Source organism: Dickeya oryzae (genome assembly GCF_009372235.1).
In the GTDB taxonomy this organism is placed as follows: domain Bacteria; phylum Pseudomonadota; class Gammaproteobacteria; order Enterobacterales; family Enterobacteriaceae; genus Dickeya; species Dickeya oryzae.
Map to the genome: position 1 here is coordinate 235,994 of NZ_ML762923.1, position 22,260 is coordinate 258,253.

Annotated in this window: 19 protein-coding genes; 7 read left to right on the forward strand and 12 right to left on the reverse strand. The window is 54.5% G+C overall.

Annotated features, from left to right (window positions below; all coding sequences use genetic code 11):
- Nucleotides 1-124: 124 nt before the first annotated feature.
- The 3 genes from FAZ14_RS09775 to FAZ14_RS09785 all read right to left on the reverse strand — a co-directional run bounded on the left by FAZ14_RS09775 (nt 125) and on the right by FAZ14_RS09785 (nt 5,921).
- Nucleotides 125-1,156 (reverse strand): alpha/beta hydrolase family protein, encoded by a 1,032-nt coding sequence (locus FAZ14_RS09775; protein WP_038926014.1) that lies wholly within the window; start codon nt 1,154-1,156, stop codon nt 125-127.
- Between the two features lie 341 nt (nt 1,157-1,497).
- Nucleotides 1,498-4,638: an efflux RND transporter permease subunit gene (locus tag FAZ14_RS09780; protein ID WP_153508461.1), complete on the reverse strand. Its 3,141-nt coding sequence runs from the start codon at nt 4,636-4,638 to the stop codon at nt 1,498-1,500.
- Between the two features lie 20 nt (nt 4,639-4,658).
- Nucleotides 4,659-5,921 carry an efflux RND transporter periplasmic adaptor subunit gene (locus tag FAZ14_RS09785; protein ID WP_016943546.1) on the reverse strand — a complete coding sequence of 421 codons (1,263 nt, stop codon included), beginning with the start codon at nt 5,919-5,921 and terminating at the stop codon, nt 4,659-4,661.
- A gap of 132 nt (nt 5,922-6,053) precedes the next feature.
- On the opposite strand from FAZ14_RS09785, the gene FAZ14_RS09790 reads away from it, so the two are divergent.
- Nucleotides 6,054-6,791 (forward strand): response regulator, encoded by a 738-nt coding sequence (locus FAZ14_RS09790; RefSeq protein WP_016943547.1) that lies wholly within the window; start codon nt 6,054-6,056, stop codon nt 6,789-6,791.
- Nucleotides 6,788-7,885, forward strand: a complete 1,098-nt coding sequence (locus FAZ14_RS09795; RefSeq protein WP_029456608.1) for an ATP-binding protein — start codon at nt 6,788-6,790, stop codon at nt 7,883-7,885. The genes FAZ14_RS09790 and FAZ14_RS09795 overlap by 4 nt, the downstream gene beginning before the upstream one ends.
- A gap of 12 nt (nt 7,886-7,897) precedes the next feature.
- On the opposite strand, the gene FAZ14_RS09800 is transcribed toward FAZ14_RS09795, so the two are convergent.
- Nucleotides 7,898-8,845 carry a LysR family transcriptional regulator gene (locus FAZ14_RS09800; RefSeq protein ID WP_029456609.1) on the reverse strand — a complete coding sequence of 316 codons (948 nt, stop codon included), beginning with the start codon at nt 8,843-8,845 and terminating at the stop codon, nt 7,898-7,900.
- A gap of 202 nt (nt 8,846-9,047) precedes the next feature.
- Between FAZ14_RS09800 and FAZ14_RS09805 the strand changes: the two genes are divergently transcribed.
- The 3 genes from FAZ14_RS09805 (at nt 9,048) to FAZ14_RS09815 (ending at nt 12,358) form a co-directional block, all read left to right on the forward strand.
- On the forward strand, nt 9,048-9,455 hold the full coding sequence (locus FAZ14_RS09805) for a VOC family protein (RefSeq protein WP_016943549.1): 408 nt from the start codon (nt 9,048-9,050) through the stop codon (nt 9,453-9,455).
- 112 nt (nt 9,456-9,567) lie between these two features.
- Nucleotides 9,568-10,332 carry a sulfite exporter TauE/SafE family protein gene (locus FAZ14_RS09810; RefSeq protein WP_016943550.1) on the forward strand — a complete coding sequence of 255 codons (765 nt, stop codon included), beginning with the start codon at nt 9,568-9,570 and terminating at the stop codon, nt 10,330-10,332.
- A gap of 289 nt (nt 10,333-10,621) precedes the next feature.
- A complete protein-coding gene (locus FAZ14_RS09815; RefSeq protein ID WP_153508462.1) occupies nt 10,622-12,358 on the forward strand; it encodes an ABC-F family ATP-binding cassette domain-containing protein in 1,737 nt (578 codons plus the stop codon).
- A 408-nt stretch (nt 12,359-12,766) separates the two neighbouring features.
- Here FAZ14_RS09815 and FAZ14_RS09820 read toward each other — a convergent pair whose 3' ends face one another.
- From FAZ14_RS09820 to cfa, 4 genes are all read right to left on the reverse strand, one after another.
- The gene (locus tag FAZ14_RS09820) at nt 12,767-13,462 is read right to left on the reverse strand and encodes a LutC/YkgG family protein (protein ID WP_016943824.1); all 696 of its coding nucleotides are present in this window, start codon (nt 13,460-13,462) and stop codon (nt 12,767-12,769) included.
- Nucleotides 13,462-14,889: a LutB/LldF family L-lactate oxidation iron-sulfur protein gene (locus FAZ14_RS09825; RefSeq protein WP_016943823.1), complete on the reverse strand. Its 1,428-nt coding sequence runs from the start codon at nt 14,887-14,889 to the stop codon at nt 13,462-13,464. Before FAZ14_RS09825 ends, FAZ14_RS09820 begins: the two co-directional genes overlap by 1 nt.
- Nucleotides 14,890-14,898: 9 nt before the next feature.
- The gene (locus FAZ14_RS09830; RefSeq protein WP_016943822.1) at nt 14,899-15,618 is read right to left on the reverse strand and encodes a (Fe-S)-binding protein; all 720 of its coding nucleotides are present in this window, start codon (nt 15,616-15,618) and stop codon (nt 14,899-14,901) included.
- Between the two features lie 125 nt (nt 15,619-15,743).
- A complete protein-coding gene (gene cfa / locus FAZ14_RS09835) occupies nt 15,744-16,892 on the reverse strand; it encodes a cyclopropane fatty acyl phospholipid synthase (RefSeq protein ID WP_016943821.1) in 1,149 nt (382 codons plus the stop codon).
- Between the two features lie 362 nt (nt 16,893-17,254).
- On the opposite strand from cfa, the gene FAZ14_RS09840 reads away from it, so the two are divergent.
- On the forward strand, nt 17,255-18,052 hold the full coding sequence (locus FAZ14_RS09840) for a helix-turn-helix domain-containing protein (protein WP_029456658.1): 798 nt from the start codon (nt 17,255-17,257) through the stop codon (nt 18,050-18,052).
- Nucleotides 18,053-18,081: 29 nt separating this feature from the next.
- Here the strand turns inward: FAZ14_RS09840 and FAZ14_RS09845 are convergent, their stop codons facing one another.
- Nucleotides 18,082-18,777, reverse strand: coding sequence for a CidB/LrgB family autolysis modulator (locus FAZ14_RS09845; protein WP_016943820.1), 696 nt, complete (start codon nt 18,775-18,777; stop codon nt 18,082-18,084).
- On the reverse strand, nt 18,767-19,183 hold the full coding sequence (locus tag FAZ14_RS09850; RefSeq protein WP_016943819.1) for a CidA/LrgA family protein: 417 nt from the start codon (nt 19,181-19,183) through the stop codon (nt 18,767-18,769). The genes FAZ14_RS09845 and FAZ14_RS09850 overlap by 11 nt, the downstream gene beginning before the upstream one ends.
- Nucleotides 19,184-19,482: 299 nt before the next feature.
- Here FAZ14_RS09850 and FAZ14_RS09855 point away from each other — a divergent pair, with 299 nt between their 5' ends.
- Nucleotides 19,483-20,466, forward strand: a complete 984-nt coding sequence (locus tag FAZ14_RS09855) for a hypothetical protein (protein WP_016943818.1) — start codon at nt 19,483-19,485, stop codon at nt 20,464-20,466.
- Between the two features lie 68 nt (nt 20,467-20,534).
- Here the strand turns inward: FAZ14_RS09855 and FAZ14_RS09860 are convergent, their stop codons facing one another.
- Together FAZ14_RS09860 and FAZ14_RS09865 are read right to left on the reverse strand one after the other, a co-directional pair.
- Nucleotides 20,535-21,188, reverse strand: coding sequence for a response regulator transcription factor (locus tag FAZ14_RS09860; RefSeq protein ID WP_038926005.1), 654 nt, complete (start codon nt 21,186-21,188; stop codon nt 20,535-20,537).
- Nucleotides 21,181-22,251, reverse strand: coding sequence for a sensor histidine kinase (locus tag FAZ14_RS09865; RefSeq protein ID WP_153508463.1), 1,071 nt, complete (start codon nt 22,249-22,251; stop codon nt 21,181-21,183). The genes FAZ14_RS09860 and FAZ14_RS09865 overlap by 8 nt, the downstream gene beginning before the upstream one ends.
- Nucleotides 22,252-22,260: the final 9 nt, after the last annotated feature.

Below are 22,260 nucleotides of genomic sequence, written 5' to 3' on the forward strand. Positions count from 1 at the left end.
GATGATTTATCAGATGAGTAATATCTGTTATCTGGCAGTGGAAATAATTCAGGCGTAGTCAAAAAATAGGATGTGGTCAAAATAAGGAGAAGTACATTGTATAGTGTACTTCTCCTTTCTCGTTCTATTGTGTACAACGGGCATTGGTAATGAAATTGGTCTGATCAGTAAGATAGTTGGTAGTGAAAATCCGTCGAGGGAAAAATAATCCTAATACCCAGGATTTTATGAATGAATCCTCTACTGATTTTTCAACCATATTATGGGTTGACTGAGGGTAATACTTAACAGTCAATTGTCCTGATTCGGTTAATAGTTTTTGGTATGTGTCACGTGTATTACTGACATCAACATTGATATCTTTTCCTCCTAGCATTAATAATACTTTTGTCCGTATATTTTTAAGATCATCAGTAGCATCAGACTGATAATTTTTTTGAATGAAAGACCAACGATCGGGGGTTAAATCTGTTTTTACAGGATAGTCATGTTGATATTGTGCTAGTGTTTTACCTTGCTCTAAATATTGCAGAATAATTGCATTACGTGATTGGGCATTTTCGATGGCCTGTTCGGAAGCATGCTGCTCTCGCATACTGGCCAGGGTATTGTATTGGCCTTGTTGTAGCCAATTTATTGCCGGAGAGACCGCTATCATGAAACAGATATTCGGGTCAAGGCGCGCCACTTTGGGAATCACCCATCCCCCTTGGCTGGCACCCCATAGACCGATGCGTGTACCGTCTAACTTAGGGTTGGACTGTATCCAGCGAATGGCATCCATTACTTCCTGGGCTCGATCATCCATGCTTTGTAGCAGCCAGTTGCCCGGTGCACCTTTTATCCCGGGCTTATCCCATGACAGGCTGGCATACCCAGCCTTAGCGATAACTTCCCACATAGGACGATAGAAACCACCGTGGGTAGCGTCAAGTGGTCCATCGCCATGTACGAAAATCACTACGCCGGGTTTGGTTCCAACTGGCAGTTTGGCTGGCATTGCCAGTATTGCATTCAGGGGTTGTGCTACAGTAGGAATAGTGACTTTCTCCTCCCGTATTTTGTAATAATTTTGGTAAAGCAGGAAACTTAATGTCGTCAGAACGACAGCAGAGGTTATCGCCATCCAGCGTGGCAACCGAAAAAACATATCCATAAATTTTTTCATGTTGGTAAGGTGATATTTATTAAAGGGGTAACGATAGCGTAAAATATTTTCACCTCAGAGGGAATATTATTGTAGAGGTATATTGCATTTCTTTGTAAAAAAGAACGAATTTAGGATTAATGACATACAACACACTGGAATTCACCGGTTATTACAAAATCAAAGCATTTCCTGATGGAGCTTGGCTGTCACTGTGTTGCATAGACCTGCTACTAAAAATTTAATGTTATTAAATTAAATGTAATTTTTCCATGCTGTGTTGTCCACTCCCCAAATAGGGAGTATATCGCTCCCCAATGAAGAGGGGAGCGATAATATAATAAGCAAAATTAAGGATTGTCTGGAGTTGTTGTCGTAATACTACGATGACGTGTACGCCAGCGGTTGTAACGTTCCTGTAGGCTCATCACTGTCACAAAAAACACCGGTACAAAAAATATCGCTAGTACAGTAGCGCTGACCATACCACCGAACACGCCGGTACCGATGGCGTGCTGGGTTTCGGCGCTGGCACCGGATGCCAGCATCAGCGGAACTACTCCCAATGCAAACGCTAGTGAGGTCATTAGAATGGGGCGAAGGCGCAGACGCGCGGCGGTGACGGCAGCGTCCACCAATCCATGTCCTTGTTCGCGTAACTGTCTGGCGAACTCGACGATCAGGATGGCATTTTTGGCCGACAAGCCGATAACGGTAATCAGCCCCACTTTGAAGAACACGTCGTTCGGCATACCGCGCAATATAACCGCCAGCACCGCACCGAGCAGCCCCAACGGCACCACCAACATCACCGAGATGGGAATAGACCAGCTTTCATATAGCGCCGCCAGTACCAGAAACACCACTACCATCGATAGCAATAGCAACATCGGTGCCTGGGCGACGGATTGCCGCTCCTGCAATGATTGCCCGGTCCATTCAATGGTGAAGCCGGGTGGAAGCTGCGCCGCCAGTCGTTCCATCTCTGCCATAGCCGCCCCACTGGATACGCCTGTTGCGGCCATGCCGGAGAGACGGGCTGCCAGTACGCCCTGATAGCGCGTCAACTGCAACGGGGTATCGCTCCATACCGGCGTGACCACTTCTTTGAGCGAAACCATACCGCCTGAGCTGTTACGCACGTAGAGTTTGAGCACGTCATCCAGTTGCATACGCGCTGGCGCATCGGCCTGAATGATCACCTGTTGCATACGCCCGGCATTGGGGAAGTCGTTCACGTATAGTGAGCCGATAGCGGCAGACAAGGTGTCGCTGATGGTGCTGAACGAAACGCCGAGTGCTTCCGCCTTTTGACGATCGATTTTTAGCTGAACAGCGCTACCTGGCGGCAGGCTATCCGGGTAGACGCTGGTGACAATCTGGCTGTGTGCCGCCAGCGTCAGCAGTTGTGCTTCCGCTGCTTTGAGCGCCTGATAACCCCGGCCGGTGCGATCCTGCAGACGCAGGGTAAAGCCTGACGAGGTGCCAAGCTCATCGATAGCCGGTGGCATCAGTATCATGCTGGTGCCTTCACGGATGGTCGACATCGCCTGTTGCGCCAGCGCTATTTCAGCGCGCGTGGTGGTGTCGCCACGCTTAGACCAGTCTTTTAAGGTGGTAAAGGCCATGGCGGCGTTAGGGCCGGAACCGGAAAAGCCAAAACCGAGAATCGACATGTTGGATTCGATATCCGGGCGCGAGGCAATGTGCTGTTCGTAGGTGTTGACCACATCCAGCGTTCGCGCTGCTGTGGCGTCCGACGGTAACTGGAATGACGTCATAAAGTACCCTTGGTCTTCTTCTGGCAGAAAATCAGAAGGTAGCTCGCGGAGGATCCATACCAGTGACCCGGTCAGTACGGCAAACAGCAACAACATACAGCCACAACGGCGCAGTAGCGCACGGGTACCGTTGGCATAATGATGCGTCAGTTGCTCGAAACGGCGGTTAAAACCGCCGAAGAAACCACCTTTTGTGTGATGGTCATCGGCGACGGGTGTGAGTAGTGTGGCGCACAACGCAGGCGTCAGGGTCAGCGCCAGAAACGCCGAAAACAGGATCGATACCGCCATCGACAAGGTAAATTGCCGGTAAATCACGCCGACCGAACCGCTGGCGAATGCCATTGGAATGAACACCGCCGACAGTACCAGTGTGATAGCGATAATCGCACCGGTGATCTCCTTCATGGCACGGGTGGTGGCTGCCTTGGGTGATAATCTTTCCTGCGCCATCAATCGCTCAACGTTCTCCACCACCACGATGGCATCATCCACAATGATGCCGATCGCCAGCACCATGCCGAACATGGTCAGCACGTTGATGGAAAATCCCGCCGCCAGCATCACTGTAAAGGTGCCGAGCAGGGCGATAGGGGCCACAATCGCTGGGATCAGGGTATAGCGTACGTTTTGTAAAAACAGGTACATTACCAGAAACACCAGCACCATCGCCTCAATCAGCGTCCTGAGTACCTGTTCGATGGAGAGTTTGACGAAAGGCGCGGTGTTGAACGGCAACGAATAATCCATGCCCGCTGGCATGGATATTTTCAGTTCGGCCATCCGTTGGGTGATGGCATTGGCGGTACGCACCGCATTGGCACCCGGTGCCAGTTGTACCGCGGCGGCACTGGCATTCTTGCCGTTTTCACGCACAGAAAAGCCGTAAGACTGGGCACCCAGTTCAACGCGTGCCACATCGGCTAACACTACCCGGGAACCGTCTTCTCTGGCGCGCAGCACGATAGCAGCGAATTGCTCTGGGGTTTCCAGTTGCCCTTGTACCGTCAGCGGGATCGTCACCCGTTGTCCCGGCAAGATGGGGGCATCGCCTAGCCGTCCGGGAGCGATTTGCATGTTTTGCTGGGTAATGGCGGTCGACAAATCGTTCATGGTCAACCCGTAAGACAACAGCTTGTTGGGATCGACCCAGATACGCATCGCCTGTTCCGCGCCAAATAGCTGGATGCGGCCCACCCCTTCAATCCGGCGCAATTCCTCGACAATGTGGCGAGCCAGATAGTCACTTAATTCAACCTCATCGTAACGCCCGTTATCCGAGGTCAGGCTGACCATCAGCAGAAAGCCAGAGTCGGCAGATTCCACCTGCATACCGTTTTGTCTGACGGTTTGCGGTAACCGCGGTTCTATCGATTTAAGTCGGTTTTGCACATCCACCTGTGCCAGCTCAGGGTTGGTGCCCGGTTTGAACGTGACGTTGATCTGCGCTTGTCCGGCTGTGTCTACCGATGATTCGAAATACAGCAGGTTTTTCACACCGGATAACTCGCGTTCCAGCAGCCCGACCACCGCATCGTTGAGCGTTTTAGGTGTAGCACCCGGATAAGACGCAGTAATGGAAATGGTTGGCGGTGCCACCGACGGATAACGGGCAATCGGCAACTGGGGAATAGCGAGCGTTCCTAGCAGCACGATGAACAGGGCTATCACCCAGGCGAACACCGGGCGCTGGATAAAAAATTGCGGCATGGTACCTAACTCCTTTACGCTTAGCGTGAGGCCATGTCAGTGGCAGATGGCACTTTTTTCCAGTGCTGGGTTGCTACCCAGGCACCGTCGTTCAACCTGTCGCCACCTTCGATCACCACCACCTGACCGGCGGTCAGCCCAGTGCGGATGCGGTATTGGCGGTTGACTAGTTCGCCGGGTTCAACCGTGACAGCATGTGCTTTGCTGCGCCCATCAACCACCCAGATTTTAGCTTCACCGCCGTTGCGTGTGACGGCCTGTTGCGGCACCAGCAAGGCATCGGTGTAATGGCTAAGCGGCACGCGGGCGCGAACAAACATCCCCGGTAGCAGTTGTCGTTGCGGGTTATCGACCAGAATCCGCAGCAGCACGTCGCCGGTGCTCGCATCCACATTGATGCCGGAAAACAAAATCCGCGCCGACATCGGGTAGGGCTGGCCGTCGCTACGCAAGATCTCCACCGGTATACCGTCACTGTCTTTAGCCCGCTTGTTCAGCATGTCGCGTAGCTGTTCGAGTGAGGAGGCAGGCTGGCGCACATCGACGTAAACCTGGTCAATTTGTTGAACCCGTGCCAGTGGCGTGGTGTCGTTGGTGTTGACCAGCGCACCTTCAGTAACCAGCGCCTGATCGATACGCCCGGTAATGGGGGACTCGACTGTCGCGAAGCTCAGATCAAGCTGGCGACGCGCCAGTGTGGCACGTGCCTGTGCGACATCCGCGGCGGCTTGTTCGCGTTGTGCCGTCGCATCGTCGTAGCTCTGCTGGCTGATAGCGCCGGTGTTGAGTAAGGGCTTGAGGCGAGCAACCTGAATCTGTGCCCGGTTTAATACCGACTGGGCGCGTTGCAGCGTGGCGTTGGCGGTATCGACTTCTGCTTTGAACGGAGCAGGGTTAATCTGGAACAACGGTTGTCCGGCGCGGATCTCGGCGCCTTGTTCGAACAAGCGACGTTGTATGATGCCGCCCACCTGCGGGCGAATTTCCGCCGTTCTTACCGCTGTCACCCGGCCGGGAAGATCGTCGGTCAGGGTAATGGGTGTCGGTTTTACGGTCATGATCGTAACCTTCGCCGGTGGTGTTTCGACTGGGATCTCGGGCTGGTCACAGCCAGTGAGTAGCATGCCCACCAGTGCCAGCAATACGCCGTGTCGACATAACCGCTTGAGTGATAATGGCAGGCTTGTCGTTGCGCCGCTCTCTTCGTTTTGACCCGGTACGGCCAGCCGACAGGCCGGTAACATGCAGGCGATCGGATATTGATGCGATTTCTTAGTATTCATATGACGTTGTAATCCCTATTTACCGACCATAGTAAGGCCAGACTGAGAGAGTGTGCATTTTCTGTGTGCGGTTTCCGTTGGAGAAATATGGAGATATGATGGAGAACCGCATTTTTTATCATGAGCTGACCAATGACTGTTCATACGCAATCCATGCCCATTGCTGACGATATCCATGGATTGGTGCTTATCGCTGAAGATGAGCCGGAAATTGCTGATATTCTTCGTGCATATCTGACGCGTAGTGGTTTACGTACACTTCACGCTGCCAATGGCCGCCAGGCGTTGGAGCTTCACCTTTCTATGAGGCCGGATCTGGTACTGCTGGATGTGCAAATGCCGCAGGTTGACGGCTGGCAGGTGCTGTCGGGGATTCGCCTGCGAGGGGATACGCCGGTAATCATGCTGACTGCGTTGGACCAGGATATCGACAAACTGATGGGTTTGCGCATTGGTGCCGATGATTACGTGGTCAAGCCGTTTAACCCGGCAGAGGTGGTGGCCAGGGTGCAAGCGGTGCTGCGTCGTACCGGGCTACGAACTGAGCGTCAGCCGCCGCGTTTCTTGCGAGCTGGTATTTTCCAGATAGACTTGGAAAACCACGAAGTAGTGGTTGAGTGCAATGGCATCAATCAGCCGTTGGAGCTGACATTGACTGAATTCCGATTGATTGCCCATATGGCACGTGCACCGCGTCGGGTCTTTAGCCGTGAGGAGCTACTGGTATCCTGCCTGCCGGAAGGGGATTCACTCGAGCGTACGGTGGATAGCCACATCAGCAAATTGCGCAAGAAACTGGAGCGGCTGGGATTGAGTGGTGTTCCGTCCAGCGTGCGTGGTGTCGGCTACCGTTTGGGCGAGTTATCATGAAGCACAACGGTAGCTTGAGTCGACAGATTATACGCTCCATGATACTGCTGGCGCTGTCCGTGACGCTGCTAATGGTGCTTGGTTCCTATATCTTTTACTCACTCATGCTGGTGGTATCGCCAGAGAGTATTTCGCCGACTGACCAGTGGATGCCTACCACGATAGAGTGGTTCTGGATGGCTGGTACTACCCTGCTGGCGCTGGTGATAGCCGTAGTGTTAGCCATTCGACTGGCCCGCCGCATTCTGGTGCCGTTAAATTCGGTGGCACACAGCCTGCGCCAAATCGCTGAAGGCGAGCTGAAGGCGCGTGCTGAAACTGACGATTACTCACTGGGGGAAGCGGCTTTACTGGTGCGCGACTTCAATACGATGGCGGAACGGCTAGAGCGCATGGAGCAAGAGCGGGCGTTCTGGAATGCAGCTATCGCCCATGAGTTGCGTACGCCCGTCACGATTTTGCGCGGTCGTTTGCAGGGGTTGACTGAAGGGGTGTTCGAACCAGATATCGGGTTGTTTCGCAATCTGTTGACACAAGTGGAAGGGTTGGGACGTCTGATTGAAGATTTGCGGGTTGTGGGACTGGCAGAGGGCGGTCATCTCGAACTGCGCTGGATGCCGGCTCGCTTGTCTGATGAAGTGACGACAGTGGTCAATGCGTTCGGTCCTGCACTACAACAGGCGGGATTTACGCTGTCACTGTCGTTGGACGACCGCGCTGTGCCCTGCGACCCGGTACGGATCCGCCAGGCTGTGCTGGCATTGCTGGAAAATGCCCAAAAACATGCCACCCCCGGCCCGTTAGGCATTCAGGCCGGGGTGGAGCACGAACAGGTATTTCTGCGTGTGGAAGACAGCGGACCGGGTATTGACCCTCATTTTGCCGGGCGAATTTTTGAGGCATTTACCCGGGGGGAACCCTCCCACCCGCATAACACCAAAGGCAGCGGGCTGGGGCTGGCGGTGGTGCAGGCGATTGCTCAGGCGCACGGTGGACAGGCACGTTGTTACCCGGCACCATCCGGCGGCGCAGTGTTTGAACTACGCTGGCCGATTGCGGGCCGCGACCGTGAAGGCCCGACGATGGCGCGATAACACCTTCATCGCTCAATCACCCTCGGGTGACGGGGTGGAGTCGGCATCAGCAGCGCGTGTGGGTACTGGCTGGCGCAGGTGTGCCAGCAAATTGGCGGCTTCAGGCTGCAATATCGCACCGGATTTAATACCCAGCCACAGTTTGCGGGTAGCCCAGTCATCGGTCAGCCGAATGGCGTGCAGCCCGACGCCGAGAATTTCCGGGCGGACTGCGCCTTCAGGCAGGATGCTGATACCAAGCCCGGCTTCGATCATACGGCACACGGCATCGAAGCTGCTGACCTGAATGCGCAGGCGCAGCAGGTTTCCGTATTCTTCAGCGGTGTCCTGCAACAGTTTTAGCAAGGAACTGCCATCGTTGAGGCCGACGAAATCGTACGGCAAGGTGTCGGTGAAGGGGATTTCCCGGCAACCGGCGAGTGGATGCTGAGGGGAGACCAACACCACCAGTTGATCCTCCCGATAAGGCATTTTTTCGACGCCGGGCGAGGGGACGTTATCAGCGAAAATGCCGATATCGGCTTGCCCGGTGAGCAGCGCGGTGACCACCGTTTCGCTCAGTTTTTCTTCCAGGTTGATACGCACCAGCGGGTGACGTTGCAGAAAATCGGCCAGTTCCTGCGGCAAAAATTCGATGATGGCTGAGGTATTGGCCCAAATATGGATATGACCGCGTACGCCCACTGCGTAATCCTGCATTTCGCCCGCCATGCGATCGACGCTGTTTACCACCTGACGCGCGTGGTGTACCAGCTCTTTTCCCGCCGCAGTCAACGCCAGGCCGCGCGGCAGGCGGATAAACAGCACACAATCGACGGTGCGCTCCAGCTCCGCCATGCGCTTGCTCAGGGCGGACAGCGTCATGTGAAAATGGGCAGCCGTTTTGGTCAGGCTACCGATTCTGGCAACCTGCAAAAACAGGCGCAGTGACTGCAAGTCAAAGTGCGTGGGATTGATCATGAGCGGGTGAGGGTCCTTGAAAGCGTGGGCAGAGCAAGCCTATCACAGCCGTGACCCTTTCCTGACAGGAAAGGGTGATTGACGATTAAGGCATTATCAAAGGCGTCGCCAACGCTTAGGATGTCATTCTATTGCCTTTGATCTTATTTCCTTTGATCTTATTTCTTTTGATCTTATAGCCTTAACGACAGGAAACTTCTCGTTGATTAGTCACATTGACCATATTGTGTTGACCTGTATTGACCCGGCGGCGACGCAGCAGTTCTACACGCAGGTGTTGCAACTGCGGCAGGAAACCTTCGGTAATGGCCGCATTGCGTTTTGTTTCGGGCAGCAGAAAATCAATCTTCATGTCAGCGGAAGTGAGTTCACGCCGCATGCTCATCTGCCTGCCCCCGGGGCGCTTGATCTGTGTTTTATTGCCAGCGAACCGCTAACACAGGTGATTGCGCATGTGCAGCGCTGCGGCTGGCCGATTATCGACGGGCCGGTTGAGCGTACCGGTGCGACCGGGAAAATCCGCTCGATTTACCTGCGTGACCCGGATCTGAACCTGATTGAGATAGCCGAACCGTTATCAGATAACTCATTACCAGACAACGCGCGCTAGCGACGCCTGTTTTTTATTCAGGGTATGAATGGGTATTCCATGCTCTATTTCTTATCAACGATTTTTCATCGACGGTTTTTACCAACGATGTAACAGGATGCAGTAGCAGTTTATGACGAGTGTAGTGATAACCCAGGTGGCCATGTGCCTGATACTGGGAATGGGGCTTGGGGTATGTGGCGGTATGTTGGGCATTGGCGGCGGGTTGATAGCCATCCCGGTGTTGGGAATGCTGTTTGGTATGAACCAGCATCTCGCCCAGGGAACGGCGCTGATTATGATTACGCCGAATGTGCTGATAGGGTTTCTGCGCTATCGGCAGCGCAACAAAATCGATACCCGTATGACATTGATGTTGTGCGCCTTTGCCACTGTATCGGCCTATATCGCCGCGCACATGGCGGCGGCTATTCAGGTTGATAACCTGCAACAGGCGTTTGCCATTTTTCTGTTGGTACTGGCGACTTACTACATCTGGCAGTGGGTGAACAGCCAACGTAGCCGCACTTCGACGTCAGTATTATCAGCACGTTATCTTCCAGTGCTGGGGGTGGCGAGTGGTTTTATGTCCGGTATTTTTACCGTCGGCGGCGGGCTGGTTGTGGTCCCGGCGCTGGTAACGCTGTTTGGTTTCACCCAGACACAGGCACAAGGTATCGCGCTGGCGCTGGTGGTACCCGGCGCGTTGGCGGCGCTGGTGTCGTACACGCAGGCCGGTAATGTCGACTGGGCGACCGGCATTCCGCTGGCGATTGGTGGCATTCTCAGCGTGTCATGGGGCGTGGCGCTGGCGCATAAGTTACCGGTGGTGGCATTGCGACTGACGTTCTGTCTGGTGCTGGTTGGCGTTGCGGTGGTGATGCTGGCGGGAAGATAACACGCGGAAAATGTCGCTGGCGGGTGGTGTAAACCGCCCGTTGCCGCTACAATCCGTTCATCGATTAACCTTTGGATAACAATAAGGAGGACTATTATGCTGCGCTGTGAAATGTTTAACACTTCACATCCTTTTGGCGATCGCCGCTGCTCAAGCGTTATCGATATCGTGCTGCGATAACGGTGGCTTGAGCGAAGCAAACCGCATTTTCCCTTCTCTCGGGCTTACCGGGTTATCGTCAGCGTTGTGTTGACGAGGCACATTTGTGCCTGTAACTCTTGAGTAAGCAATGAGCACTTTACTGACAGTACACGCCCTGAGCGTGGATACCCCTTTCGGCCCTCTGCTGAACGACATTTCTTTTACCCTGAACCAAGGTGATCGCCTTGGTCTTATCGGCCATAACGGTTGTGGCAAAAGTACGCTGTTAAAGCTACTGGACGGTACGCTATCGCCAGGTCGCGGCAGTGTGACGCGCGCTAATCATTGCCTGCTGGCTCGTGTTGAACAGCATCTGCCGATGGATCTGCATCCGTTGACGATGCTGGATGCGGTGCTGGCCCGCCTTCCCGAGACGGAACGCCTCAGCGAACGCTGGCGGGCGGAAACCTTGCTGGCGGAGATGGGCTTTGGCGAACACGACTGGCGACTGTGTGCCGGTACTCTCAGTGGTGGGCAGCATACCCGACTGCTGCTGGCGAGAGCCTTGATCACCTCGCCAGACCTGTTGTTGCTGGACGAGCCGAGTAACCACCTGGATTTGCCGACGCTATTGTGGCTGGAGCAGTTCCTGCAACACTGGAGTGGCAGCTTTGTGCTGGTTTCCCACGACAGCCAGTTGCTCGATAACGTCACCAATGGCAGCTATATCCTGCGTGACCGACAACTGCATTACTTTGCTCTGCCTTGTAGTGCTGCCCGTGCGGCGCTGGTGGAGCGCGATCGCAGCGATGCCTTGCGCCACAAAGCGGAGCAGAAGGAAATCGACCGCGTGACCGCCAGTGCTAAGCGGCTGGCTATCTGGGGCAAGGTTTATGATAACGAAGACCTGGCGCGCAAGGCCAAGCAGATGGAAAAACGCATCGAGCGACTAAAAGAGGATCAAACCGAACTGAGCGCCGGTAGTCAGTGGCGGCTGTCGCTGAAAGGCGAAGCACTGAGTGCCGATCGTCTGTTGGAGATGACAACGCTGGACGTCAGCCCGGCTCCGCAGCACCCGCCGTTATTCACGTTGCCGTTACAACGGGTGAAAAGCGGCGATCGGGTGGCGATTATCGGTCGCAATGGCTGTGGTAAGTCTTCGTTGTTGCGCCTTTTGTGGCAACAGTACTCGAGTGCGATGCCGGATGGGGCGATCCGTCTGCATCCCCGTGTTCGACTGGGGTATTACGACCAGACGCTGCATCAACTACGTGACGACGACACCCTGTTCGATGCGCTGGCACCGTTCGCACCGGTGGCGCAGGACCGCAAGATGGCCTTGATCAGCGCCGGTTTCCCGTGGTCGCGCCATCAGCAAACCGTTGCCACCCTGAGTGGCGGCGAGCGTGCCCGGCTGTTGTTTGTCGGGCTGTCACTGGCGCGTTACGGACTACTGATGCTGGACGAGCCGACCAACCACCTGGATATGGAAGGCAAAGAGGCGCTGGCCGATACGCTGCAAGACTTTGACGGTGGTGTCTTGCTGGTGACGCATGACCGGGCGCTAATCAGCCGCAGTTGCAACCGTTTCTGGCTGATTGAGCACGGCGTGTTGAGCGAGTGGCACGATCTGGACCTGATCTATCAGCGTCTGGGGGCTGCGCCCGCTGACACCGCACCCTCTTTGCCACCACCACCAGCGGCGGCGTCACAGGTGATATCAGCGCATATCGATGAAGCTGACAGGTTGCTGGCGCAACTGGTTGAACTGGAAAACCGGCTGGCTGAAGACCTGGCGCGTAAGGCGAAGCACCAGAAACCCGCGCTACAGACGCAGTGGCGGCAAGAAATCGCCCGTCTCAACGCCTTGCTGGGATTAGCGTAATGTTGACCGTGCCTGTTTGCAGAGGCATAAAAATACCGACGAATTATTTTGGTTACACGGTATTGGGTTTTCTGGCGTAAAAAACTGCGCTGAGGTGGGTGACTTCGCCGGGTGAGCGGCAGGACGCCGCGAAAGCCCGTGCCGCTCCAGGAGAGCGTCACGGGCGGCCCGAACAGCGAAGACGAACACCGAAGGTACCGCGAAGCGGCACACCATTTTGCAACGCAAAATGGAACAGCGCTTGCGCTGGCCCGCAAGGGTGAACCCGTCAGGGTTCATAGTTTAGCCCTCAAGCCAGTGGTCAAGGAGAGGTGGCGCTTGCACCTCTCCTTGTCGTGCGTGCGATGATGTTACAAGGGAAGGCATGAGATCATCACGCACGAAACCTCCTACTCTACTGCCATACACCTAGCAATCCTCAATAATCAGGTACGCAGCATTTAACGGCCCGTGTACCCCCACCACCTTAATCAGCTCGATATCGGCGGTAGAACTGGGGCCCGCTATCAGGTTGATGCACGACGGTAAAGGTTCGCCCCGTTGCGCCCGCTGGCGCAAATGCTGGGCCAACTGCGCGACGCGTGGCAACAGGCAGCTTTTGCGGACAACAAACAGTGTTGATTCTGGCAACAGGCTCAGGCCGCGTCCTTGTTGCGGGGTAGAGAACAGCACCACACCACCAGATTCAGTCAGGCCATAATCGGCGTACACCACGCCGATACGCGCCTGTGTGGCGAGTTTCAGGTTGTCTTCCCCGGCGGCCGGGTTCCAGCACTGTGCCTGATAGCGCTGTTGCAGATAGTCGGTGACCCCCAGCTCTACCAGTCGTTCATCGCCACTGATCAGTACCGGCGCGCCGCCATAATGCTGGCACAGCTTTCCGGCGGCCTCTGCGACCTGATTAAGCGGTGTGACCTCGCAATGCGCCAGCATCACGTTACTTGCGTAATCAATAAAGGCGTCACAGCGCTGTTGTGCTGTTAAATCGGTCAGACGGGTCGGGGCCGGGTTATTGTCCAGCGGCGGCAACGGCAGCGGTGTTTGACGTGGCTCGCGGCCCAGTCGCCGGGCCAGGGTGGCCAGAAAGGCGTCACGGTTTTCCATTAGCGTTTCTCCTTAGTCTGACGCTGATGCTGTTTGAACCAACTGCGGAAGCTCTGACCATCGGCATCCGGCAGGTCGCGGGCTTCGGTCCACTCGCTGATCGCACCGATGTTAAACGGTATCTTGCCGTTACGAATGAGCAAGCGGGCGGCACGCGCGCCTGCCACCATGCCGACTTTCCACAGGCCAGGGTGGCTATTGGCGTAGTTGAACAACCCGACGATGCGTCGCTCGGCCGCAGGCGTCATCCCATTTTCTGCCAGCGTGCGTCGGTGTTGCACAATCAGTGAGGAGAGCGGAATGCGTACCGGGCACACGTCATCGCAGGCGGTACACAGTGAACAGGCGTAAGGCAGATTCTTGAAGTCTTCATAGCCGCCCAATAGCGGTGATAATACTGCGCCGATAGGGCCGGGATAGATAGAACCGTAACCATGACCACCGATATGACGGTAGGCCGGGCAGGTGTTGATGCAGGCACCGCAACGAATACAACGCAGAATATCCTGGAACGGTGAGCCCAGTATTTTTGAGCGGCCATTATCGACGATCACCAGATGAAACTCTTCCGGGCCGTCAACGCCGCCCGGGTCGCGTGGTCCGGTCAGCCAGGTGTTGTAACCGGTCAGACGGGCACCGACCGCGCTGCGTGCCAGCATGGTGAGCACCACATCGAGTTCCTCAAAGGTCGGAACGATACGTTCCATGCCCATCACGGCGATGTGCGTGCGGGGCAGGGTGGTGCACAGGCGGGCGTTGCCTTCATTACTCACCAGACTGACGGTGCCGGTTTCCGCGACAGCAAAGTTACAGCCGGTGATCCCCACGTCGGCGCTGAGGAAGTCGGCACGGATTTTCTGGCGAATAAAACGGGTCATGGCTTCCGGCGTTTCCGGACCGTCATAGCCCAACTGTTGTTGCAGTACGCGCTGGATTTGGTGGCGATCTTTGTGGATGGCAGGTACCACCACATGGGAAGGCGCATCTTTATCCAGTTGCAGGATGTATTCGCCGAGATCGGTTTCGATAACCTCGATACCGGCATTCTCCAGCACGGCATTCATCCCGATCTCTTCGGTCACCATCGATTTGGATTTCACCACCTTGCGGGCTTGTTTAGCCTGTGTGACTTGCAAGATGTAACGGGTAGCGTCTTCGCGTGTTTCGGCAAAGAATACCTTGCCGCCACGAGCGGTGACCTGTTCGGATAACTGATACAGATAGGCGTCGAGGTTATCGAGCACATGGGCGCGAATTTGCGCCGCACGGGTACGCCAGACGTCCCACTCGCCCAGTTCATCGACCATCTTCTGACGGTTGGCACCGATACGCTCCTGCGCGTTGGCAACCGCCTGGCGCATGATCGGGTCGTCTATTTGTTGGCGGATACGCTCATGAAACGGGGTATTGCTGGTCTTGAGGTACATGGCGTCTCCTTAGCGGCTCATCAGTACTTCTGCGATATGCATCACCCGAACGGCATGCCCTTCGCGTTGTAGTCGCCCGCCGATGTTAAGCAGGCAACTGACATCGGCGCCGATCAGGTAGTCCGGTTTGGCCTCCATGATGTGCGCGACTTTTTCTTTCACCATTTCACCGGAGATCTCCGCCATTTTGACGGAAAAGGTACCGCCGAAGCCGCAGCAGGTTTCCTGTCCATGAAACGGCAGCAATTCCAGATCACGTACCTGATGCAATAACGCCAGTGGCTCTTCCCGCACCCCCATTTTACGAAACAGGCTACAGGACGGGTGGTAAACCGCTTTGCCCGGCAGACGGGCACCGACATCGGTAACCCCAAGGCGGTTAACAATAAATGAGGTGAGGTCCACCATCCGGCTGGCGACCTGGGTGGCGCGTCTGGCCCACTCCGGTTCGTCTGCCAGCCAGTCGGCATAGTGTTTGATGGCGTTGGTGCAGGAGCCAGCAGGCGACACGATAGGGTCGTCGTTCTCTTCCAGCGCGGCTATCAGGTTTTTCATACCCGGCCGTGCCTCGCGGATATATCCGCTGTTGATGGCGGGCTGACCGCAACAGCCTTGTCGCTCGGGAAAGTGAATATGGCAGCCGAGCTGCTCCAGCAACAGCACGCTGTCACGGGCCATACGCGATTTGAGCGCATCGCCGATGCAGGTGACAAAGAAATTCACATTCATGTTGTTTTAGCTTCCTGTTTGTAGGGGTTAACAACTCGGGTGAGTCACTCGGGTTAAACGTCAGTAGGCGCATTATTGTCGTACGTTCATCGGCCTGCGCCTTGTAGCCTGAACATGGGTCACACTCAACGGGGGACGTTCAATCCCTGTTCGACGCCCCGACTAAAAAGAACCTGCCATAGCTGGATATTTCTGGCCCGAAACGCACCGGCGCAGGCGGTCAGGTAGTAACTGAACATGCGCCGGAAAGCGGGGGAGTAATCGTCAGCCAGATGCGGCCAGGCGGTGTTAAAACGTGCCAGCCAGGCCATCAGGGTTTTATCGTAATCGGCACCGAAGTTGTGCCAATCTTCCATCACAAAATAGGATTCACTGGTGTCGGCAATTTGTTTAATGGATGGCAGGCATCCGTTGGGGAAAATGTACTTATTGATCCACGGGTCAACGTTATGCGCCGTTTTATTCGACCCGATGGTATGTAACAGGAACAAGCCGTCCGGCTTCAGGCACCGATTGACCACGTCAAAGTAGGTGGCGTAATTTTTCGGCCCTACGTGTTCAAACATGCCGACGGAGACAATACGGTCATACTGTTGGTGAAGGTCGCGGTAATCCTGCAACAGAATATGGATATCCAGCCCACCGTTGCGCGCTTCCACAAAGGCTTTTTGCTCGGCGGAAATGGTGACGCCATGCACGGTAACGCCGTAATGTTGAGCCGCGTATACCGCCAGTCCTCCCCAGCCGCAGCCGATATCCAGCAGCGTCATGCCGGGTTTCAACTGGAGTTTTTCGCAGATCAACGCCAGTTTGTGCTGCTGGGCGTCATCAAGGGTGTCGGCCTCTTTCCAGTAACCGCATGAATACTGCATGTAGGGGTCAAGCATATGGCAGAACAGGTCATTGCCGAGGTCATAGTGGACTTTGCCGACCTGCCAGGCGCGTTTGCGTGATTGAAGGTTGACCAACCGGGCCAGCGCGATGCGCATCAGGTCACGCCAGCGTGCCGGGCGCTGCTCGTCCAACTGGGCGGCGAGTATCCGGTGAAAAAACATATCGAGCCGTGCACAGTTCCACCAGCCTTCCATGTAACTTTCACCTAACCCCACGGAGCCTTGCTGTAGTACCCGTTTGAAAAAGCGTGAGTCGTTAACCTGAATATCCCAGGGTTCGGTACCGTTAATGGTTATCCCAGCCTGATGTAACAGTTCCTGTGCAATACGCCGCCATTCATTTTTTTCGCTGATGTCATCAACGATGCAAACATTACTCATGATGTCTCCTTAAATAACAGTTAGTTCAATGAGTTATTACAGGTGCTAATCACTACTGGGGTACTGTTATTTCGGGACATCTTGTTTCGTGACATCGGTTATTGCCGCAAAAATGACGTATTCCCTCAAAACATGGACAAGGTATGACTAAAAACGGCGGGTCGCCGTGATATAAACGTAATGTCGCTTCCATGAAGTGTTCCCCAATCCATTTTCTGGTTTGAAAAATCGTATGCTCACAGAGACTTCGGTCATCAGGTCATGGGCTGGCACCTGCCGAACAGGTGTTGATTATCGGGTAAATCAGGCTGGCCTGCGTTACCCTATCAAGACAAACTTCATCGAGTAGAGGTCAGGCTGTTATGTCTCATTCGCTTGTGTCATCTCCCCGCTTGCCGATAGCAGGGCAGCCTGCGCCGGTATTGCTGTCTTTACCGCGTCCGGTCTACTTTCGCTCTTACCCACTGGTGAAAGGGACCGAAGTGGCACAGCACCAGCACCCGTTTGTCGAGTTTCTTTATGCGCGTGAAGGGGGCATGCGGGTAGAGATTGAGGGGAAGACGCTGATCGTGCCGGTGCTGTATGGGGTGTGGATCCCGGCGCATGTGCCGCACTGTATTCTGTCAACCAGCGACGTGATGCTGGAAAGCCTGTATATCGAGCCGGATTATGTGGCTATCGACCACAGCAGTTGCAAGGTGGTACTGGTCAGCGATTTTATTCGTGAGTTTATCCACTATGCCACCAAACACGTGCCGGAACAGTATGACTATGACGGGGATGATGCCCAGTTGGTGAAGGTACTGACGACCTTGCTGCGACAGTTGCCGGATGCGGGGTTTTCGCTGTCGTGGCCGTCTTCCGCCACCTTGATGCGGGTATGCCGTGATATCCAGCAAACGCCGGATGCGCCTCACGGCATTGAGGAGTGGTCGGCACGCACCGGCATGTCGGTGCGCACGTTTTCGCGTCGTTTCAAGAAAGAAACCGGCGTGGCGTTCAGTGAATGGAAGAAACGTATGCGGTTACTGGAATCCGTGGTGATGTTGAAAAACAACCGCAGTGTCACGCAGGTGGCGCTGGATCTGGGGTATGCCAGCACCGCCTCGTTTACCTTCGCCTTCCGTCAAATGTTTGGCGTGCCACCGACGCGTTATTGACCGGTTTCTCGCGCCTTTTGCAGTACGGATTAGTGCGCCAACGCCATCATCATCGGGAACAGCAGCGGAGCCATCAGCGACGTCATGATGCCGCAGATAACCAGCGCCAGCGAACTGAACGCGCCTTCTTCATAGTCCAGCTCGGCGCAGCGGGCCGTACCGAGTGCGTGCGATGCGGTGCCCATTGCCAGGCCGCGCGCTGCTTTGGTGTGAATGTGCATCACATTCAGCAGCATGTGACCGAATACCGCGCCAAGAATACCGACAAAGATAACGCACACGGCACTGATGGCCGGAATACCGCCGATGCTGCTACCCACCGCCATGGCAATCGGCGTGGTAACCGATTTCGGCATAATGGACGCGGCAATCGCTGGGGTGGCCCCCAGACGCAGAGCAATCCAGGTGCCGGTCACCATCGCCACCAGACTACCGATAAAACAGATGCTGATGATCGACTTCCAGCGCATGCGGATTTGATGCAATTGTTCGTACAACGGAAACGCCAGCGCCACCACGGCCGGTTGCAACAGGCTGTTGAGTACCGAACTGCCCCGGAAATAGTGTTCGTACGGGATATGACACAGCAGTAAAAACGCAATCAGTACCACCATCGACACCAGCAATGGGTTTAACAACGGTGAATTCAGCCGTTGTGCCAGCCGACGCGCCAGAAAGAACACCAGCAGCGTTAACGGCAGCGACCAGACGATATCATGCCACATGGTTGGCTCCTTTTTTCTCATCAGCCTGATGACGGGCTGACTTACGCCCGTGAACCAGATGCGAGCAACTGCTGACGGTGATCAATACCACCAGCGTACTGGCGGCGCACGAGAGGATCACCGGTGCGAACTGGGCGCGTAGCAAATCAAAGTACTGCATCACGCCGACGCCAATCGGCACAAACAGTAGCGCCATATAGCGGATCAACACGTGACAGCCCGGTTTGACCCATTGCGCCGGAATAATCTGCAACGACAGCAGCAAAAACAGGATCAGCATACCGATGATGCTGCCCGGCAAGGTGATAGGCAGCACGGCGGCAATGCCGATACCGAGGAACAAACAGGCGTAAATCAGTAAGAACGCCCTGGCCTGGTGCCAGAAGTGGGTCATAAAGGTATTCATGAACGCATTTACCACGGATAAAAGTTGCCACTGAAGCAGTGGGGGGATAACGGTGTTGATTATCGCTCGCTTAGCCGTGGCGCTTATTATCAAATCAGGACGATGTTTATCGAAAAAAAGACATTTAGTGACATGACGGCAACATGATCCAGTACAGTAGGGCTGTAAGGTTGACGGTCATATTACCCGTTAGCCCGAATATGATAATTGTCACCATCTTCCGTTTATCTCCCCGAGTTAAATGTCAGTCCACTCAGTAATATCAACCGGGAAATAGGGTTGATACTTAAGGAGATATGATGATTATCAGCGAAATTGAGAAAGAGCAAACTAGTAAAGTCATGGCGAGTATTCCTGGAGCTGCGAATGGTAAAATAAAAAATATTATTGAGAAGGCCACGGTATTGCTGACTGGTGGAGGATTTACCGGCTCCGGGGTGTTGTTATGTTCTGTGGGTGATAAATATTATGTACTGACTGCGGCGCATAATATCCTGATAAATGCCAAAGGGAAAAATATCGTTAAATCACTAAATCTTGGCGCTCTGATTGAGAGTCAAGACGATACTAGTAAATTAATTTCATATTTTAAAGGAAGTTGCCGTATTAGCTTTAATGCCGTCAATGACACTAAACCCAGTAAAAAAATATCTGATGCTATACTGGTGGCTGATTGGTGTACGGATTTGTGCCTATTGATTTTTCACTGCAAGCCGCTGGAAAAGCCGTGCTGTACGTTGTGGGGTGAGCTTAATAAAACAGAATTAGAAGGAAAGCTGGAAAAACAGAGTGAATTCCTGATGGCACTCAGTGCTAAGGTATATGAAGAAATAAAGGGAAAACCCAAGTATGTGTTTATTCAGGCAGGGTATGGGATGCCCAAAAGAGAAAATGCCGGAATGTATACCGGTACGTTGAATAATATTAATTATCGCGTCGTTAGTTTTATAAAAAAGGCTGGTGGGAATGGTTTTGATATTGTTCCACACAAGGTCAAAATAGATGATAGTGAGTGTAAGTATGAGGGCGTCTTCCTTTTTGCATCGGATGAGCATAATACTTCAATGCCGGGTGATTCTGGTGGGCCGATTTATGGTGTTGAGTTGTACAATGAGAATCCTGACCCGCTTATTTATCTGGTTGGTATTACACTGGGGTCTGATTTTTATAAAGACGGCGAAGTAAAGGTAAAGGACGATAGCCAGGAACCTGATGGATATAAAAATAATGCCGCGACATCCACATCCATACCCACACAGCCGTTCTTGGATAAATTTGATTGAAACCGGTAGCGTTTATGTATATTCAACGGATCCCGACAGCGTTGCGTCGGGATTTTTTCATTAGCGGGTCACCCCTGCACGCTCTTTTTCAGCGCATCGTACAAGCGCACCAGCTCGGCCAGCGAGTCGGCGTTCATCTTGCGCATCACCGCTGCGCGCCGCACTTTCACCGTGATTTCGCTGACACCGAGTTGAGCGGCTACCTGTTTGTTCAATTGGCCGGTCACCACGTGTTCCAGCACCTGTTGTTCACCGGCGGTCAGGCTGTCGTAACACGCCTGTAGCTTAGCCTGCATATCGGCATGGCGGCGTTGTTCGCCATCGCGCTCCAGCCCTTTCTGGATTGCATCGAGCAAGTCCTGCTCGCGAAACGGCTTAGTCAGGAACTCCAGCGCACCGGCCTTCATGGCGCGTACCGACATGGGAATGTCACCGTGGGCGGTAATAAAAATCACCGGCAGCGTGATGCCATGGCGGTGCATCTCGTCCTGAAAGTCCAGTCCGCTCATGCCCGGCATACGCACATCCAGAATCAGACAGCCAGGGCGGTCAGGCCGTGATGCGCTGATGAAGTGTTGCGGTGACTCGAAGGTGCGGCTTTCCAGCCCGACCGATGCCAGCAAATCTTCCAGTGCCGCACGCACCGAGGCGTCGTCATCCACGATATAGACCAGCGGTGCAGGGTCATTCGCTAAGGTGTTATTCAGTAAGGCGTCATTCATGGTGCTTTTTTTCCGTCCCCGGCAGGGTGAAGTAGAACGTCGCGCCGCCATCGCTATTGGCGCTGGCCCAAATCTGGCCGCCGTGGGCTTCTATAATCGAGCGGCTGATGGTCAGGCCCATCCCCATCCCGGTCGATTTGGTGGTGAAAAAGGTTTCAAACAGCCGCTCACGTTGTTCCGGTGTGAAACCCACACCGTGATCGCAAACCGCAAAACGGATATCGCCGCTGATATCCCGCTCCACGTTGACCGACAGTGTGCGTTGTTCGGTACCGTTGGCCGCGATGGCATCCAGCGCGTTCAGCATCAGGTTCATTAACACCTGCTGAATCTGGATTTTGTCCGCCAGAATGGGCGGTAACCCCTCCGCCACATTGAGACTAAACAGAATATGCTGTTGCATCAGTTCGGTGCGGATCAACAGTAGCATTTCGTCAATGGTATCGGTGATGTTCAGCCACGCTTTATGCGGTGGGGTGCGGCTGGCGAAGCCACGGATACGGGCGATAATTTCGCTGGCGCGCGTCGCGTCGTTGATGATGCGCTGCACTGCCAGCTCGGCGCGGGCCTGGTTGGGCGGGGAGGCGTTGAGCCAGCGCAGGCACGCTTCGCCGCTGGTGACGATGGAAGCCAGTGGCTGGTTAACTTCATGGGCGATTGAGGCGGTGAGTTCCCCCATCAGGTTAACACGGGAGATTTGCACCAGTTGGGCGCGCGCTTCGTGAAAGGCATTAATCGCGGCCGACATTTTTAACGCCAGATAGGTCGATAACGTGATCGCCAGCAGGCTGATGCCGCAGTTAATCAGGCTGGATTCGCTACCGTCAGGCTTGCTGAGCTTGTAACTGAGCAGGGTCAGGATGATACACAACGTGGCGATAGCGGTGACGCCGCGTGGCGGTAAAAAACGCACCGCCAGCAGCACAATGGCAATCTGAAATACCCCCACCGCGATCTCCAGATCGGTGAGGGTATCCACCACGGCGATACCTACGGCCATTAGCACCAGCGGGATAGCCCGCAGTGTCGTGGCCGCGTGACCGACACGTGTTTTCTCACTCATGTTGTTTCT

Coding starts and splice junctions, on each gene's coding strand:
- FAZ14_RS09775 (WP_038926014.1), bottom strand. CDS start 1,156: ATGGATATGTTTTTTCGGTTGCCACGCTGGATGGCGATAACCTCTGCT.
- FAZ14_RS09780 (WP_153508461.1), bottom strand. CDS start 4,638: ATGCCGCAATTTTTTATCCAGCGCCCGGTGTTCGCCTGGGTGATAGCC.
- FAZ14_RS09785 (WP_016943546.1), bottom strand. CDS start 5,921: ATGAATACTAAGAAATCGCATCAATATCCGATCGCCTGCATGTTACCG.
- FAZ14_RS09790 (WP_016943547.1), top strand. CDS start 6,054: ATGACTGTTCATACGCAATCCATGCCCATTGCTGACGATATCCATGGA.
- FAZ14_RS09795 (WP_029456608.1), top strand. CDS start 6,788: ATGAAGCACAACGGTAGCTTGAGTCGACAGATTATACGCTCCATGATA.
- FAZ14_RS09800 (WP_029456609.1), bottom strand. CDS start 8,845: ATGATCAATCCCACGCACTTTGACTTGCAGTCACTGCGCCTGTTTTTG.
- FAZ14_RS09810 (WP_016943550.1), top strand. CDS start 9,568: ATGACGAGTGTAGTGATAACCCAGGTGGCCATGTGCCTGATACTGGGA.
- FAZ14_RS09815 (WP_153508462.1), top strand. CDS start 10,622: ATGAGCACTTTACTGACAGTACACGCCCTGAGCGTGGATACCCCTTTC.
- FAZ14_RS09820 (WP_016943824.1), bottom strand. CDS start 13,462: ATGGAAAACCGTGACGCCTTTCTGGCCACCCTGGCCCGGCGACTGGGC.
- FAZ14_RS09825 (WP_016943823.1), bottom strand. CDS start 14,889: ATGTACCTCAAGACCAGCAATACCCCGTTTCATGAGCGTATCCGCCAA.
- FAZ14_RS09830 (WP_016943822.1), bottom strand. CDS start 15,618: ATGAATGTGAATTTCTTTGTCACCTGCATCGGCGATGCGCTCAAATCG.
- cfa (WP_016943821.1), bottom strand. CDS start 16,892: ATGAGTAATGTTTGCATCGTTGATGACATCAGCGAAAAAAATGAATGG.
- FAZ14_RS09840 (WP_029456658.1), top strand. CDS start 17,255: ATGTCTCATTCGCTTGTGTCATCTCCCCGCTTGCCGATAGCAGGGCAG.
- FAZ14_RS09845 (WP_016943820.1), bottom strand. CDS start 18,777: ATGTGGCATGATATCGTCTGGTCGCTGCCGTTAACGCTGCTGGTGTTC.
- FAZ14_RS09850 (WP_016943819.1), bottom strand. CDS start 19,183: ATGAATACCTTTATGACCCACTTCTGGCACCAGGCCAGGGCGTTCTTA.
- FAZ14_RS09855 (WP_016943818.1), top strand. CDS start 19,483: ATGATTATCAGCGAAATTGAGAAAGAGCAAACTAGTAAAGTCATGGCG.
- FAZ14_RS09860 (WP_038926005.1), bottom strand. CDS start 21,188: ATGAATGACGCCTTACTGAATAACACCTTAGCGAATGACCCTGCACCG.
- FAZ14_RS09865 (WP_153508463.1), bottom strand. CDS start 22,251: ATGAGTGAGAAAACACGTGTCGGTCACGCGGCCACGACACTGCGGGCT.